Source organism: Hoyosella rhizosphaerae (assembly GCF_014643175.1).
Classification (GTDB): domain Bacteria; phylum Actinomycetota; class Actinomycetes; order Mycobacteriales; family Mycobacteriaceae; genus Lolliginicoccus; species Lolliginicoccus rhizosphaerae.
The window spans coordinates 448,450-463,746 of record NZ_BMJH01000001.1; the positions used below are offsets into that span (position 1 = coordinate 448,450).

Consider the following 15,297-nt stretch of genomic DNA (forward strand, 5'->3'; position numbering starts at 1 on the left):
CGTATGACCACACGACACACACCCCCGCCGGATCCCAGCGCTGGTAGCTGGGGCAAAACCGCCTGCATCCTCTGCGAATGCAACTGCGGCCTCGAAGTTCTCGTCAAAGACCGTGAGCTCGTGAAGATCCGCGGCGACAAGGACCACCCCGGTTCAGCCGGGTACACCTGCGAAAAACCGCTCAGGCTCGACAAGTACCAAAACGGCGCACACCGTATCGATACGCCGATGCGACGACGCCCCGATGGGACGTACGAAGCAATCGACTGGGACACCGCACTCGATGAGATTGCCGCAAAGCTCGCCAACATAAAAGCCCGGCACGGCGGTGACACGATCTTCTTTTATGGTGGTGGCGGCCAAGGCAACCATCTCGGCGGCGCCTACGGCCGCGCCCTGTTTCACGCGGTGGGCGCGCAATACATGTCGTCTGCCTTAGCGCAAGAGAAAACGGGAGAGGGCTGGGTCGATTCCCTGCTGTACGGCAACCACACCACCGGAGATTTTGAGAACACAGAGGTTGCCGTGTTCATCGGGAAAAACCCGTGGCAATCGCACGGTGTGGCCCGCGCCCGGCCAGTGCTGCGTGAGATTTCTCGAGACCCAACCAGAACGATGATCGTGATCGATCCACGCCGATCCGAGACTGCGGAGATCGCCGACATTCATTTGCAGGTCAAGCCAGGCACCGATGCGTGGTGCGTCAGTGCTCTGGCTGCCACGATCACCCAAGAGGGCCTGACTAACAACCCGTGGCTCGACGAACACACCACGGGCGCCGATGATGTCATTGCACAACTCAATGACATCGACATTGAGGACTACAGTCGGCGGTGTGGTGTTCCTGAGGAACTCATCAGGATCGCGGCGCGGCGAATTGCCACTGCCGAAAGTGCAGCGGTCTACGAAGACCTTGGGGTCCAAATGTCCCCAAACAGCACACTTGTGTCATACCTCAACAAGATGTTGTGGATGCTCACGGGTAACTTCGCCAAACCAGGCGGCATGCACATCCACTCCTGGATGTTCCCCATCATGGGACGGTGGCACCCCATACCGACCGACGAGCCGATACGCGCGAAAGCACTTCGACGCCTGGTGGGCACGGCAGCGATGCAGTCAGGTGCGACCCCTCTGCGTAAAGCAGTCGCGGCGGCATCGAGAATCCGCATCACGCGAACGGTCGCGGCAGCCACCTCAGATGCCGCGCTGACAGCATTCTTCCCAGCGGTAGCAGTGCCAGTCGCACGTCACATCGCCAATGTGCTCTCGGTGGCAGATGGCCCCGCAACTACACCCGTGACACAAGCGCGAATATTCAGCGGCCACATTCCCTGCAACTCGATTACCGAGGAGATCCTCACCGATCATCCACGACGATTCCGAGCGATGTGGATTGACAGTTCGAACCCTGTGCATTCGCTGTCACAGTCGCAGCGGTTCCGTGAGGCAATGGCTGAACTCGAACTGTCCGTTGTCGTTGATGTCGCCATGACGGAGACCGCGCGTTGTGCCAGCTACGTACTACCCGCAAGCAGCCAGTTCGAGAAGTACGAGGCAGCGCTGTTTACGCTTCACTTCCCGCATAACGCATTCCAATTGCGTGCACCGCTGATGAAACCGCTGGCTGGCACCCGGCCGGAGCCGGAAATCTACGCTGGGATCATTGACCGGCTCGGCGTGGTCGACGGCACGCTGATAGCGGACCTCACCGCAGCGGCGCAGGTCAGCCGGGGAGCCTTCGCGCTGGCATTTTTCTCCGCGATCAAGAACCGCCCACAGCTTGCTGGACTAGTTCCGTACCTGCTGTATCGCACCCTCGGGACCACACTCCCCGAAGGCCAGCAGTCCGCGGCGCTGATCTGGGGACTTGCGCACCTGTGCGCGATTGCACAGCCCGACGGTGTCGCCCGTGCTGGATACAAAGCGTCCGGGTTCGGACAGGGCGAAGCCTTGTTCGAGGATATTCTCGCCCGCAAAGAGGGCGTGACCTTCACCGACGACCGATATGAGGACGCGTGGAAGTACATCCAACACCCGGACGGGAAAATCCACATTGCGATTCCGGAACTCCTGGCAGAACTTGATCGAATCGATCGAGTAGAGCCCTCGTACACTTCTGACGAGTTTCCTTTTGTCATGTCAGTCGGTGAGCGTCGGTCCTTCACTGCGAACGTCATCATTCGTAATCCCGAGTGGCGACGCCGCGATGCCGAAGGCGCGTTGCGCATCTCCACCGCCGATGCTGAGGAACTCGGAATCGGCAACGGCGCGCAAGTGCGCGTGACCACCGAATCCGGCAGTGCACAGACCGTAGCCGAAGTCTTCGATGGCATGCAGCGTGGCCACATATCGCTACCAAACGGGTTCGGTGTGAGGTATCCGGACGGGCAAGGCGGCGAATCGGAGACCGGTGTCGCGCCGAACAACCTGACGTCCCTCTCTCGGCGAGACAGATTTTTCGGGACGCCGTGGCATAAAAACGTGCCAGCACGTATCGAGGTGGTTTAAATAGAGGGATGACAGCTCAGGACGTCGTCGACGCATTGTGGGACAACCGGTCCGAGGCTGAACTGACCAATATCAGAAAGCGCCTGAAACCCGAGGAAGAATCCTTCGGGGTCCGCATGCGCATTCTGTTCGACACCGCAAAAGCACATGTGAATCTGCCGCTAGCAGACGTTCGAACACTACTCGGGCACCCCGCGTATGAACCGCGCATGGCGGCGTTCTGCATCCTTGATTTCAAAGCCCGCGCACGCAAGATCAGTCGCGACGAGCGACAAGCGCTGTATGACTGCTACATGGACAACCACGACCGGATCACAACCTGGGACATGGTGGACCGCTCGGCGCCGCGGGTGGTGGGCGGGTACCTGGCCGGTGGCGATCCCGCGCCGCTGATGGAACTCGCAAAGTCACCCAACCCACTACGGCGACGAACGGCGATGACGGCACCTCTGTACTTCGTGCACTCAGGGTCTGACACGGACGTAGCTACGGGGTTTGAGATTGCGACAATGCTCGTCGCCGATCCGGACCCCTTAGTGTGCAAACCGGTGGGGATTTTTCTCAAACACGCAGGGGAGCGGGATCGAGCTTTGCTCCACAGGTTCCTAGCGGACCACGCGTCATCAATGCCGCGGGTTGCTCTACGGATGGCGATTGAGAAGCTTTCGGCAGAGGAACGCGGTCAAATCTTGCGTTGATCTCTGCTATTTCCTCTTCCGAGGGGACTCGTCGGAGATTGCTAATCAAAGTCTGCATTGACGCCAGGGCTAGAGCCCAGAGTGCGATCGGACTTCCAACCAAGCTGAACAACGCTGAAAGCGGCAAGATTTCTAGGGCGACAAGTGTGCCAAACACGAGTAGCGCCACCTGCAGTGCTGCGGTCATCCACACGATTCGAATGTGGAGGTAGACGACCGGGGCTAGGCAGAGCGCGACTGGCACTGCAAGCACGACAATGAGCCAGGGTCCAAGTCGCGACAGAGTAGTTCCAGTACAGAGGAAATCGGCGTACAAGACTTGGCACATTCGGTCGCTCGCCCTATATGGCGCTTGAGCTATCAAGATTGCTGAGTAAGTGATTAATCCTGCGAGCGCGAGCCACGCCAGGCGTACGAAGACCATTACTGAAGTATCGCTTCTCCCGAGTTCTGCGCGGCAGTCAGGTTTCAACTATGCACCGCACTACCGTACTATCGCTAACGGTAATCATTGCAGTTAATGGTGGGGAGAGAAATGACACGGCTGTCGCGCAGAACAATTGCGGCGAGTATCGCAGGGGTTCTGATGCCAGGGGTGCTGATGCTCAGTGCCTGCGGCTCGCAAGATCGGGAATCTGACACCGACGCCCTCCGAATCGTCGGCCCGTTCGAAGTGCACAGCCTCGTCCCGGCCGCGAGTAGTGCGGTCTTCAACCGACTACACATCATCGAAACGCTCGTCGGCACCGATATGGATGGTGACATCGTCGAGGGCCTCGCCACGGCTTGGTCATCGTCAGAAGACCAAAGCGAATGGACGTTCGAGCTGCCCACCGGCGTAACATTCCATGACGGCACACCATTGACCAGTGAGGCGGTAGCCAACGCATTGACGTGGGCGGCGCAAGAAGCAGGAAGCCCACTGGCAACGGCAGACATTAAGCACATTGAGCCACTAGATTCGGCAATCCGGATCGAGCTCGAACAGCCGCTTCCGACATTGCCCGCGATTCTGACTCACTACAGCACCGCAGTCCTGGCTCCCGCCGCATATGGCGACAACGGTGAAGTTCTTAACGTCATCGGCACTGGCGCCTACCAGGCTTCCCACATCGAACTTCCCGCCTCGATTCGCACCACCAAATTCGACGACTGGCGCGGTGCAGAACCACAAATCGAACGAGTGGAGTTCCAAACTGTTTCGCGCGCTGAATCTCGTGCGCTAATGGCCGCAAGCGGGCAGGCCGACGTGATCTTCCACCTCGAACCGTCCGGTCGCCAGCGTGTGGAATCGGCCAATAACGTACGGCTAGTTAGTAGCTTGCAGCCTCGCACCCTCTACATGAAAGTAAATGGTGAGCACCCCGTCCTCGGCGACAAGCGTGTTCGCCAAGCGATAAGCAAGGGCATCGACCGCGCCAGCATCGCCGATGCCGTCCTGCGCGAACGCGAACTCGGTGCGACACAACTGTTCCCACCATCACTTGTAGCCTGGCACAACGACGATCTCGCGCCACTAGACCACGACCCCGAGGGTGCCATCGATCTGCTTGCCGACGCCGGCTGGACCCAAGGCGCAAACGGGCTGATGCAACGTGATGGCCAACCCTTGACCGTCACGCTGATGACGTACCCAGATCGCCCTGAACTTCCCGCATTGGCCGCAGCCATCCAAGACCAACTCCGTCAGATCGGCGTCCAGGTTCGGGTCGACGTCACCAACTCCAGCGAGATTCCAGTCGGGCACGAAGATGGAACCCTCGAGCTTGGTCTGCTCGCCAGGCACCTAGCACTCGTATCTGATCCCCTTGTCACCGTCGCGGATACGTTTGGTCCGGAAGGCGCCGACTGGGGGGCCATGAACTGGTCCAACGACGAAGTTCTCGCAGCCATCGACGAGCTACTCGCAGGTGCCGATGACGATCGTGCCGACGAACTTCGGGCGCGTATCGCAGAGATCGCGCAGGACGAGCTGCCTGTCATTCCGATCGCGTGGTACCGAATGAATGCGGCAGTGTCGGACCGCGTTGAGAACTTCGAACTCGATCCACTCGAGTACACCTGGCGGATCACCGACGCAACGCTAGTGCGATGACAGGAACTCTGCCCTCCATTCTGTTGCGGCGGTTAGCCCAGGCAGTGAGCGTCGCCATCTTTGTCTCCGTGCTGTGCTTCTTCATGGTGAGACAACTACCCGGCGACCTGGCGTACCGTATCGCTGCAGGTAGATACGGCTACGACCTGGTGGATTCACGGTCAGCCGAAGCTGTGAGGCAAGAACTGGGTCTAGACCGTCCGGTCCTGACCCAGCTTCGGGACTGGCTCCTGTCAGTGGCACAGTTCGACCTCGGTCAATCCCTAGTCACCGCTCGGCCCGTCACCAGCGAGATCAGCTACTACCTGCTAGGCACCTTGCAACTCACCGCTGTTGCCCTCACACTGGCGATAGCGATCGGTGTGGCCGTCGGTGTATTCGCCGCACGTCACCCCGGAGGCGTTGTCGACCGGATTACCGATGTGTGGGTCGCTGCCGTTCGAGCATTGCCGCCATTCCTTCTTGGACTGCTCCTCATCACCGTCTTTTCGGTCCAACTCGGACTTCTCCCCGCCGTAGGGCACGGGAGCGCCACCAGCATCGTTCTGCCCGCCGCCACTCTCGCCGTCGGCCTCTCAGGGCTTTTCGCCCGCGTGACCCGCGACGCAGTCGTGGAAGTACAAACGAGTGAGTACGCACAGTTCGCGCGAACCAAAGGCCTCAGCGAGCGCCTTGTCCTCGTGCGCCACGTCGCCCGGAACGCAGGAGTTCTCGTCGTGCCGTACATCGGCGCTCAAGCACTCGTGCTCATCGAAGGTGTGGTTGTTGTCGAAAGCCTCTTCGGCTGGCAAGGCCTCGGCCATGCACTGGTGCACGCAGTTTTCTGGCGTGACATCCCCATGCTGCAGGCCACGGTACTCACACTCGCGCTAATAGTCGTCGCCATCAATACCGTCGTCGATGTGACAATGGCCCGGCTCGATCCCAGGCCGAGACGGGAGTCGATCCAAGCATGAGCTCACTACTGACACTGGATGCCTCAGCAGCAGACTTCCGCCCGAGGCGTTCGTTCGTGCGCATCGCTGCGGCCTCAGGACTGGTCATCCTCGTTCTGTTCGCGCTGGTCGGTCCCTTTCTGTGGGGGGATCCGGCAGCGCAGAACCTAGCACGATTCCTCGAAGGGCCCAATGCCGCAGAACCACTGGGTCGCGACGAATTCGGACGGAGTGTGCTAGCAAGGGTCGCCCACGCCACCAGACTCTCACTTGTCCTTGGTGCCGCAAGCGTCATCACAGCACTGCTGCTCGGATGCGTAACAGGAGTCCTCGCCGCGTGGTGCGGCGGATGGGTCGATGCTGTGCTGCGCGGCATTTCCGAAACCTTTGTGGCGCTACCCGCACTGCTGATCGTCCTGCTGTTTGCAGCAATGTCGCCCGGCGGCGGACTGCTCACCCTCTACATCGGGCTGGCGTTGGCGCAGTGGGTGGAGTACTTCCGAGTGGTGAGAGCCCGTAGCTCGCAACTACTCGGTTCGAGCGCTGTGGAAGCCGCAGGTCTGCTCCAACTCGGCCCCGTGCACATCGTGCGCCGTCACCTGTGGCCAGAACTTAAACCGATTCTCACCACGCTGGCATCGCTTGGCATGGTCACGTCAATTCTCGCGATGTCGACGCTCGGATTCATCAAAGTCGGGCTCGAGCCACCCAGGGCAGAACTAGGACTCATGATCGCCGAAGCATTCCCACACTACGACGCCGCCCCGTGGATCGCACTGGCACCAATTGTCGTGCTGTTCTCATTGACACTATGTTTCCTTGGTCTGCGGCAACCGGAGGTCAAACGATCATGAGTAGCGACGTCCACATTCCCCACCTCATTGTCCGACATCGAGGCACGGCCCTAGCTGACGTCTCGGACATCCGACTCGAGCCCGGAACACCGACGACGATCATCGGCGAAAGCGGCTCCGGCAAATCCATCCTGGCCCACGGCATTATGGGGTCCCTCCCGCGCACACTCACCGTCGAAGGGGAGCTGCACTTCGACGGACGAAAATACAACCTCCGTGCGCGGGCCACCCGAAAACTCTGGGGGAGGCGATTTGCGCTACTCCCACAAGAACCGATGTTGGCTCTCGATCCCACGATGCGTGTGCGCAGGCAGGTTGCGGAAGGCGCGCAGGAATTCCGATCCTCGGCAACACAAGCACTAGCCAAAGCAGACGCCTCGCTTACCCACCTAGGGCTCGCCCACACCGCGCAGTCATATCCACACACACTGTCCGGCGGCATGGCGCAACGAGTGACGTTCGCCGCAGCCTCGATCGGCGGCGCGGAAGTGCTCATCGTGGACGAACCCACCAAAGGCCTGGACACAGCCGCCGTGGATCGCCTTGCCGACTTGCTCATCGAACATGCGGACCGCGGTGGCGTCCTCTTGACCATCACCCACGACCTTCGCCTCGCACGGCGGCTCGGCGGGCAGGTCCTCGTGATGAAAGACGCCTCGGTCGTTGAACGCGGCCCGGCAGACCAAGTGCTGTCATCACCCGACCACCCTTACTCTCGGAGGCTGGTCGGCGCAGAACCATCGCATTGGCAGTACCCATGGCAAGTCACACCACCCCCGGCATACGCAGAAGAACTGGTCAACGCACGCGAGATCAGCAAATCCTACGGGGATATGACACTGTTCGAATCCCTGAACATTCACATCAGAGCCGGTGAAAGACTCGCGCTCACAGGCCCTAGCGGCGCCGGAAAAACCACCCTCGGCAATGCTCTAGTCGGGCTCACCCCAGTCGACCACGGGGACGTCACCCTGTCGCCCACCGTCGAGGGCGTTCGTCGGCAAAAGCTCTACCAAGACCCAGCCGTGTCCTTCCCACGTCGCGTCCGGCTCGAACTCGCATTGAGAGACGTGTGTAAACGTCACCACATCCCCGAACACCGCCTCGAAACGCTCCTCGCGGAAGTCGGACTCAACACCGCGATCGTTAGCCGTCACCCAAATGAAGTGTCCGGAGGCGAACTCCAGCGCCTCGCAATCGTGCGGGCGATGCTCGTGGAACCAGCACTGATCTTCGTCGACGAAGCAACCTCGCGACTCGACCTCATAACGCAGGAAACCACCATCAATTGCCTCATGACGGAACTAGAACGCACAAGGTGTGCACTCCTACTAGTCACCCATGACCACGACCTCGCCGAAGCCACCACACACAGGCGGCTCGAACTCGGTGCCACTCCTGAAGTACGAGCTGAGGTCGGCGCGACTGCCCAGTGATTTATGGCCGACGCAAGCGCCAACCTGCAGCACCGAGCGCCGTGGCGGCCCCAACACCAAACAAGGAACCAACCAATGGCGGAACGGCGAGATGAATCCGTGGGTACTGTGGTAGCTCAGATGGGTCCGCGACCTCAGCGGGATCCACATGATACTGGACATACTGGCTCACAATTACGGGGCGAGGGTGCAAGAGCGAATACCCAACGGATGCAACGCACCCGAGAAGCGTTCCGAAAATTACGAGGGAAACCAGGAGACCGCGCATCGGGTTATCGTAGCGTCGTCGACATTGGCTGAGCTGCTACGGAAGGATTTCCAGTGCACACCATCCGAGAAATCCATGGGGACACACAAGTAGGGGCGACAGCGCTTCTCCATCTGCGCCCCCAGTGGCACAACAAAGACGAACTCGCCAACTTCATTGATGTGGACCTGAGACCTCGTGGCTACAGGTTGGTTGGTGGTTTCACCGACGGTGTGCCATCAGCGGTGGCAGTTGCGGGCTTCCGCGAAAACTGGTCAACAGCGTGGGGACACCACCTCTACATTGACGATCTCAGCACATCTCCTGCAGAGCGCGGAAAAGGCCATGCTGACAAGCTGTTGACGTGGGTGAAGGAAGAGGCGATTCGTTTGGGCTGCGGCGCAATTCATCTCGATTCAGGAGTAGGGGAAGAACGGGCAGCCGCGCACCGGCTATATATGCGACATCAATTTCGAATCGCGTCCCATCACTTCACCTTGCCCCTAAACACCCAATGAACCCATCCTGGCGTGACTCCGAACTGCAGCACACTGTTGCTGCTGGCACGTGGATCGAGCGACAGCTCGGCCGTTTCCCGACGACAGCCGTTGGGTCGTTGGTTCCTCTCGGCTACGAGGCGTATGCGCGGATAGTGAGGCCCGCCGAATCAGTTGATGAAAAGGGCAACACACGCTGGGTTCGATGGTCTGATATCGCGCGTTCACGGGGCACGATAGCTCACGCCGCGATGGAGTGGTCCGGGATCACAGCTGGTGCGCCACAAGGATTTCTCCGTACAGATCCTCCAGAACCAACGTCGCTTGTTTCGTGCTGGGAGGATCAGGTTGTTGAGTTGGCCGCACTCTCACGACACTTCACAGAGACGGCCGACGACTGCTGGTTCGCGTTCTGGGAAGGCAACACGGCATTCGAAGGAATCTCGCCCACGGTGCCTAAACTGCAGTTCGGTTCATTCAATCACTACCTGTTTCGTGGCGCAGTCGAGCGGGCATCTGAGGACTTCAGAGGTTTGTCACCGAATGCATGGTGGCCGGAGGACCGGTCGTGGTTTGTTTCAGCACACGTCGACTTTCCGTCCGTCTACGTTGGTGGGTCCGAGGCGTACATCCGTGCGGTAGTCAACAATGTCGAGTTCGAAGCGTGGACGGTAGCAAGTGATCAACCGATTACTTCAGACAGCGATCACCTGAATATCTGACCGGAGGTTGCGTTATTTTGTCCCGAAGATGCGGTCGCCTGCATCGCCTAGACCAGGTCGGATGTATCCGTGGTCGTCGAGTTGGCGGTCAACCGCTGCGGTGTAGATAGGAACATCTGGGTGCGCTCGGTTCATGGCCTCGATTCCTTCGGGGCAGGTCAAGAGGCACACAAATTTGATGGATTTCGGGTGAAACTCTTTGAGTCGCTCCACTGCGGCGATGGCGGTATTGCCCGTCGCGAGCATGGGATCAACCAGCACGATGTCACGTTCGGGAAGATTGTCTGGCAGCTTGAAGTAGTACTCGACAGCGACGAGAGTTTTCGGCTGCCGGTACAACCCGATGTGACCCACGCGCGCGCCTGGGACGACGCGGAGCATGCCGTCGAGAATGCCGTTTCCTGCTCGCAGGATGGACACGAAAACGACCTTCTTACCGTCGATCATCGAACCAGTCGTCGCCTCGAGCGGCGTTTCGATATCGACGTCATGTACCGGACAATCGCGTAAGACTTCATACGCCATCAGCGTTGATATTTCGTCAAGTAATTGGCGGAAGTTCTTGGTGGATGTTTCCTTCTTGCGCATCAATGTCAGCTTGTGCGCAATGAGCGGGTGGTCAATTACCTGGAGTTCAGCCATCGTTGCTCCCTTCCTAGAACACTGAGCCGTCGCTGGCTATCGACAGTGGAGGCAAGCCACCACGCAGTTGTTGCGCCAACTTGCGACCGGCGGCCCATGTGCCGCCTTCGAGCACACACGCCAATGGCATCTGATCGGGCTGCATGCCGAGGCGGGCGCGCACCAGTGGGGCGAGTTCATCCAACAATGCGACCGTTAGGGCGCGCCATTCGACGATAAGTTCGTCGCCGACCTTCCATTCGCGTTGCGTGCACTCTGGGTCACGAAGTCGCAGCACACCGGTGTCGAGTAGCAGGCCACCGTTGCGGTACTCGGGGAGCCCGGTCAATTCGTCCAACCCCGTCACCTGCACGCCAGACCATTGCAGCGGTTCGATAAGTGAGTACGTAAGCCATTGCGACAGCTTGTGCAGTGGCAACCAGCCTTGTGTGAGGCCTTCGCCGACAACCGCGTCATGCCACCAGCAGTCACCGAGTCGCTCGTCGCCGAGGGTGTTGTCTGCGAGCCAGATTCGCGAAAGCCCCGTCAGTAGTCGATCCAGAATGTCATGTGCCGTCACCGAGGTGAGACCGGTGAAGAGTTCAGAAGGTCGCCCCACTGTGGATATCGCAGCTCCAAGTCGGCGCAGCAGTTGCACCCGGCCTTCGACTCCAATGAGCGGATTGTCAGGTGAAACTTGGAACGCTTCGGAAAGTTGGGCCGTCGTGAGGTTCTGCAAGCCTGTCGCGTCGGCTTGCAGCGGATGAGCTGAGTCGCTGGAGAACACCCCGTTGAGGAAGGCATGCCAACTCGCCACCCCGAGTCCCTCTGATCGCGCGAAGGTGAGCCCGCTCTGATGTTCGGTGTAGCTCCATTGCGGCCCGGCGCCCGCATCGAGGAGCACGCTGACAACGGTGAGGTCGATTAGTGTCGCTACGCGAGCCTGCTGGTCGGTAAGCCGTGTGTGCAGCTCACCGATTCGATCAACGCCGCCAGCTTCGAAATGACGCCAGCGGCTGTGGTACGGAATCTTCAAATCGGGATAGCGCTCGCGCGTCACTGCCTCCACTAGGTCCGCTGCCTTCTCCAGCGCACCGTCATCGACGGCAAACCACGACGATTGATCGTCACGGGCCCGTCGCAGTAGTTGGTTTGCGCGCTCGCGGATAGTAGAAGTGGATCGCAGCGTAGCGGCCGCCGCAAACGGGGTGTTAGTCATCGGTTAAGCCCCTACCTTTGACCCGTTTAAGCGCCTCTGCATCAGGAACCGGCCCGGGTGTGAAGTACCCCGCGGCCATTTTCGCGTCGATCTCCACACGCGCATCCAGCGGTATCAGCGACTCCGGGATATTCACCCGTTCGCCGACCTCAATACCGGATCCAACGATGGAGTCGTATTTCATATTGCTCATCGATACAAACCGGTGAATCTTGCGAATACCCAACCAGTGCAGGACATCCGGCATGAGCTCCTGAAAACGCATGTCCTGCACACCGGCCACGCATTCGGTGCGGGCGAAGTATTGGTCTGCGGTGTCGCCGCCTTCCTGACGTTTACGGGCGTTATAGACGAGGAACTTGGTGACTTCGCCCAGCGCACGGCCCTCCTTCCTGGAATAGGCCACCACACCGACACCGCCAGACTGCGTCCCCCTAATGCACTCTTCGATCGCGTGTGTGAGGTACGGACGACAAGTACAAATGTCTGAACCAAAAACATCAGAACCGTTGCACTCGTCGTGGACCCGCGCCGTCAGTTCCACGTCCGGATTCGCTAGATCGGTGGGGTTCCCGAAAATGTAGACCGTCTGCCCGCCGATCGGGGGGAGAAACACTTCAAGGTCCGGCCGGGTGACGAGCTCGGGAAACATTCCGCCGGTTTCCTCAAACAGCACCCGGCGCAGTTCCGTTTCAGTACACCCGAACCGGGAAGCGATCCCGGGCAGAAACCACACTGGTTCGATCGCCACCTTCGTCACGACAGCAGCGCCGCTGGGGAGCAGGACGCGGCCGTCGGGCACGAGTCGGCCACGCGTGATTGCTTCGGCGATTTCAGGAACCGAGACGTGAGCCTTCGTCACGGCGATTGTGGGCCGAATGTCCAACCCGGACGCCAACTCTGCGGAGAACGCTTCGGCGATCATGGCGCCCCACGGATCGATACTGACGATGGTGCTCGGGTCACACCATTGCGGATAAGGGCCAATCGAGTCCGTGGGTGCGGTGTTCGTCAGGTCTGCGCGATGTTCGCGGGACAGCGCACCGGCGGCGACTGCCAGTGCCCGGTACACACTGTAAGAGCCACTGTGGGTGCCGATCACGTTGCGTTGCGCGCGCATGCCGGTCGTTCCGATGACAGGCCCACGGTGGCTCGGTACCGCTGCGCCCCAGTTGATTTCCCGCGAACCTGCGCTGCTTGCGTGTGATGTGAGCCGAATGTGGCCCCCGTGGCTCGCGCCAGTTGCTGGCGGGAAAGCACTCGCATCAATCGCCATGGTCGCCCCCGTTTGTGGGTCCCGGTGCTCACTACAACGCTGGAGTGTAAACCTCAAGAATACTGGTCCGGCGGGGAATGCGCCCGGGAGTGCACTTGCCCCCTGCCCCTCCGGCGAGAAATCCATCAGCGGATGTCAACAAAACCGCCGGAAAGTGGCTAGTTATGTTGACCTGCGCTGATGGATTCGCCGGGAACCGGGAGCCGGGAACCGGGAGCCGGGAACCGGGAGCCGGGCCAGTGGAGGAGTGGGCGGAGGGTGCCGCTTGCTGAAATACTTCAAGAGTGACCATTCAACAGCAGGATCCTGCCGACGTTGTCGAGCAGCGGCGGAGGCAGATCCGCCGATTCGCGAAAGTGATGGATTCGCGGTTCCGCATACCAGGGACTAAGCAGACGTTTGGTGTCGATCCCATCCTCGGCCTAGTGCCCGGGGCGGGGGATGCGGCGAGCATGATGATCAGCGCGGGCATTGTGATCCAGGCTGCCAGGTTCGGGGCACGTGGCCCAACCCTAGCGATGATGCTGTTTAACGTCGCGATCGATGCGATTTTTGGCAGCATCCCATTTTTCGGCACGATTTTTGACGTGATGTTCAAGGCCAATAACCGCAATGTTGCGCTGCTCGATCGTCACGTCACCGATCCGAACCTGACGCGGGCGCAGGTTCGCCGACGCGTCTACTGGTCAATCGCCATCATTGTCGCGTTCACAGTGGCGCTCTTTGTGACGCTTGCGGCTATTACCGTGTGGATTATCGCCTGGCTCATCTAGCGCCCGGTACCTCAGCTTCCGGCAACGAAGGCTTGCTCAAGTTCTTCGACGGCTTCCCCACACGCGAGTGCGAGGCGCTGTAGGCGGGGGAGAGTGTCGCGGCACCCGACAAACCCAAAGTTCAGGGTGTCGCCGTAGCTTTCGCACGTGATGTTCAGGGGGCCGCCGTGCATGAGGAACGACACGGGGTAGACCGAAGCGAGGCGGTTGCCGCGGAAGTACAGGGGTTGCTTTGGTCCCGGAACATTGGAGATGACCACGTTGAAGCTAGGTGGGATGATCTTGCTCAGCCCGAATTGGGCTAGGCCTGTTTGAATCAACAAGGGCGAACCGACGTATGTTGTGTAGGCGATGATCGCGGCTCGCGTCATGTTTTCCATTTGCTGCTTCGCCGCGCTCGTCGATGCGACTACAGCCTTGAGTCGTTCCTCTGCGGTCTCAGCGTCGGTGCCAAGTGAGGCAAGCATGCCGCCGACCATGTTGCCGCCGCCCGGGTCGTCTTTGGGGCGAATGTTGACGGGCACGAACGCGATCAGTGGTTTTGATGGCAGCGCTTCGATGCTTTGGAGGTAGGTTCGGAGCCCACCACCGCAGACGGCAAGGACTACGTCATTGAGCGTGCAGCCCGCAGCGGTTGCGATCGCCTTGAGCCGAGTGATGTCGTATTGCTGGGTGGCAAAACGCCGGTTGCGGCCGATTCGACCATTCAGGATGCTTTTGGGTGCTTGCAGCACAGTGACGATGGGGTCGTGTTTGCGGAATCTCGACCGCGATAGTCGACCGAGGCTTTTGCCGATATCGCGTACCGATGTTGTGTGGCCTGCGACGGCGCTGATGAATGACCCTTGGTCGGCCGGAGCATCTGTGGTCGACCTGAGGCGTTTGCGCGGGGGCGGGATCTGGAAGAAGAACGGTTCTTCAGGTGCGTCTGGGGTTTTCGAGAAGGATCGCATCAGCGTCTTGACAGCGGTGTAGCCGTCGACGAGCGAGTGGTGAACCTTGGTGTACATCATGAGGTTGCCGGACTCGTGGCCTTCGATGATGTAGCACTCCCAGGGCGGGCGTCGGAAGTCCAATGGGCGACTGTGTAGGCGTGATACCAGCACACCGAGTTCACGTTCGCTGCCTGGGCTCGGCAAGGCGGAGCGGCGCACGTGGTACATCGCGTCGAACTCAGTGTCTTCAACCCACCGGTGTACCGGATTCTTGAGGAACCTCGGGGTGGCGAGCTTGAGGTTCCACGGGGACTCCGCAGAGGTCATTTCTTGGAGTTCGTCGCGGATCTGCCTGCTCATATCCCCGGTTGTGCCATTGGTGACCTCAATTTCAATCAAACCACCTACGTGCATCATCGAATCGGGCGATTCCATGTACAGGAACATTGCGTCGAGCGGGGACAACCACTTTGCCATG

14 protein-coding genes are annotated in these 15,297 nt (G+C 59.9%); 9 read left to right on the forward strand and 5 right to left on the reverse strand.

From position 1 onward, the window contains the following. Window positions 1–3: 3 nt before the first annotated feature. The 6 genes from IEW73_RS02030 to IEW73_RS02055 all read left to right on the forward strand — a co-directional run bounded on the left by IEW73_RS02030 (window position 4) and on the right by IEW73_RS02055 (window position 8,529). Window positions 4–2,511 (forward strand): molybdopterin-dependent oxidoreductase, encoded by a 2,508-nt coding sequence (locus IEW73_RS02030; protein ID WP_188670184.1) that lies wholly within the window; start codon window positions 4–6, stop codon window positions 2,509–2,511. Window positions 2,512–2,519: 8 nt separating this feature from the next. Then, on the forward strand, window positions 2,520–3,209 hold the full coding sequence (locus IEW73_RS02035; RefSeq protein ID WP_188670186.1) for a DNA alkylation repair protein: 690 nt from the start codon (window positions 2,520–2,522) through the stop codon (window positions 3,207–3,209). Between the two features lie 535 nt (window positions 3,210–3,744). Next, entirely contained in the window at window positions 3,745–5,304 is a 1,560-nt protein-coding gene (locus IEW73_RS02040; protein WP_188670188.1) for an ABC transporter substrate-binding protein, read from the forward strand. Further along, the gene (locus IEW73_RS02045) at window positions 5,301–6,260 is read left to right on the forward strand and encodes an ABC transporter permease (RefSeq protein ID WP_188670190.1); all 960 of its coding nucleotides are present in this window, start codon (window positions 5,301–5,303) and stop codon (window positions 6,258–6,260) included. The genes IEW73_RS02040 and IEW73_RS02045 overlap by 4 nt, the downstream gene beginning before the upstream one ends. Then, the gene (locus IEW73_RS02050) at window positions 6,257–7,093 is read left to right on the forward strand and encodes an ABC transporter permease (protein ID WP_188670192.1); all 837 of its coding nucleotides are present in this window, start codon (window positions 6,257–6,259) and stop codon (window positions 7,091–7,093) included. Before IEW73_RS02045 ends, IEW73_RS02050 begins: the two co-directional genes overlap by 4 nt. Continuing rightward, on the forward strand, window positions 7,090–8,529 hold the full coding sequence (locus IEW73_RS02055; RefSeq protein ID WP_188670194.1) for an ABC transporter ATP-binding protein: 1,440 nt from the start codon (window positions 7,090–7,092) through the stop codon (window positions 8,527–8,529). Before IEW73_RS02050 ends, IEW73_RS02055 begins: the two co-directional genes overlap by 4 nt. A gap of 1 nt (window position 8,530) precedes the next feature. Here the strand turns inward: IEW73_RS02055 and IEW73_RS02060 are convergent, their stop codons facing one another. Then, window positions 8,531–8,797, reverse strand: coding sequence for a hypothetical protein (locus IEW73_RS02060; protein WP_188670197.1), 267 nt, complete (start codon window positions 8,795–8,797; stop codon window positions 8,531–8,533). Window positions 8,798–8,850: 53 nt separating this feature from the next. On the opposite strand from IEW73_RS02060, the gene IEW73_RS02065 reads away from it, so the two are divergent. Together IEW73_RS02065 and IEW73_RS02070 are read left to right on the forward strand one after the other, a co-directional pair. Next, window positions 8,851–9,294 carry a GNAT family N-acetyltransferase gene (locus IEW73_RS02065; RefSeq protein WP_188670200.1) on the forward strand — a complete coding sequence of 148 codons (444 nt, stop codon included), beginning with the start codon at window positions 8,851–8,853 and terminating at the stop codon, window positions 9,292–9,294. Beyond that, window positions 9,291–9,995 (forward strand): hypothetical protein, encoded by a 705-nt coding sequence (locus IEW73_RS02070; protein WP_188670202.1) that lies wholly within the window; start codon window positions 9,291–9,293, stop codon window positions 9,993–9,995. The genes IEW73_RS02065 and IEW73_RS02070 overlap by 4 nt, the downstream gene beginning before the upstream one ends. Window positions 9,996–10,007: 12 nt before the next feature. On the opposite strand, the gene upp is transcribed toward IEW73_RS02070, so the two are convergent. From upp to IEW73_RS02085, 3 genes are read right to left on the reverse strand one after another with little or no spacing between them, the layout of a single operon-like run. After that, a complete protein-coding gene (gene upp, locus IEW73_RS02075) occupies window positions 10,008–10,637 on the reverse strand; it encodes a uracil phosphoribosyltransferase (RefSeq protein ID WP_188670204.1) in 630 nt (209 codons plus the stop codon). Between the two features lie 13 nt (window positions 10,638–10,650). Next, window positions 10,651–11,835 (reverse strand): URC4/urg3 family protein, encoded by a 1,185-nt coding sequence (locus IEW73_RS02080; protein ID WP_188670206.1) that lies wholly within the window; start codon window positions 11,833–11,835, stop codon window positions 10,651–10,653. Next, the gene (locus IEW73_RS02085) at window positions 11,828–13,111 is read right to left on the reverse strand and encodes a GTP cyclohydrolase II (protein ID WP_188670208.1); all 1,284 of its coding nucleotides are present in this window, start codon (window positions 13,109–13,111) and stop codon (window positions 11,828–11,830) included. Before IEW73_RS02085 ends, IEW73_RS02080 begins: the two co-directional genes overlap by 8 nt. A 284-nt stretch (window positions 13,112–13,395) precedes the next feature. Between IEW73_RS02085 and IEW73_RS02090 the strand changes: the two genes are divergently transcribed. Continuing rightward, window positions 13,396–13,884: a DUF4112 domain-containing protein gene (locus IEW73_RS02090; RefSeq protein WP_188670210.1), complete on the forward strand. Its 489-nt coding sequence runs from the start codon at window positions 13,396–13,398 to the stop codon at window positions 13,882–13,884. Between the two features lie 11 nt (window positions 13,885–13,895). Here the strand turns inward: IEW73_RS02090 and IEW73_RS02095 are convergent, their stop codons facing one another. Continuing rightward, window positions 13,896–15,296, reverse strand: a complete 1,401-nt coding sequence (locus IEW73_RS02095) for a WS/DGAT/MGAT family O-acyltransferase (RefSeq protein ID WP_188670213.1) — start codon at window positions 15,294–15,296, stop codon at window positions 13,896–13,898. Window position 15,297 lies beyond the last annotated feature (1 nt).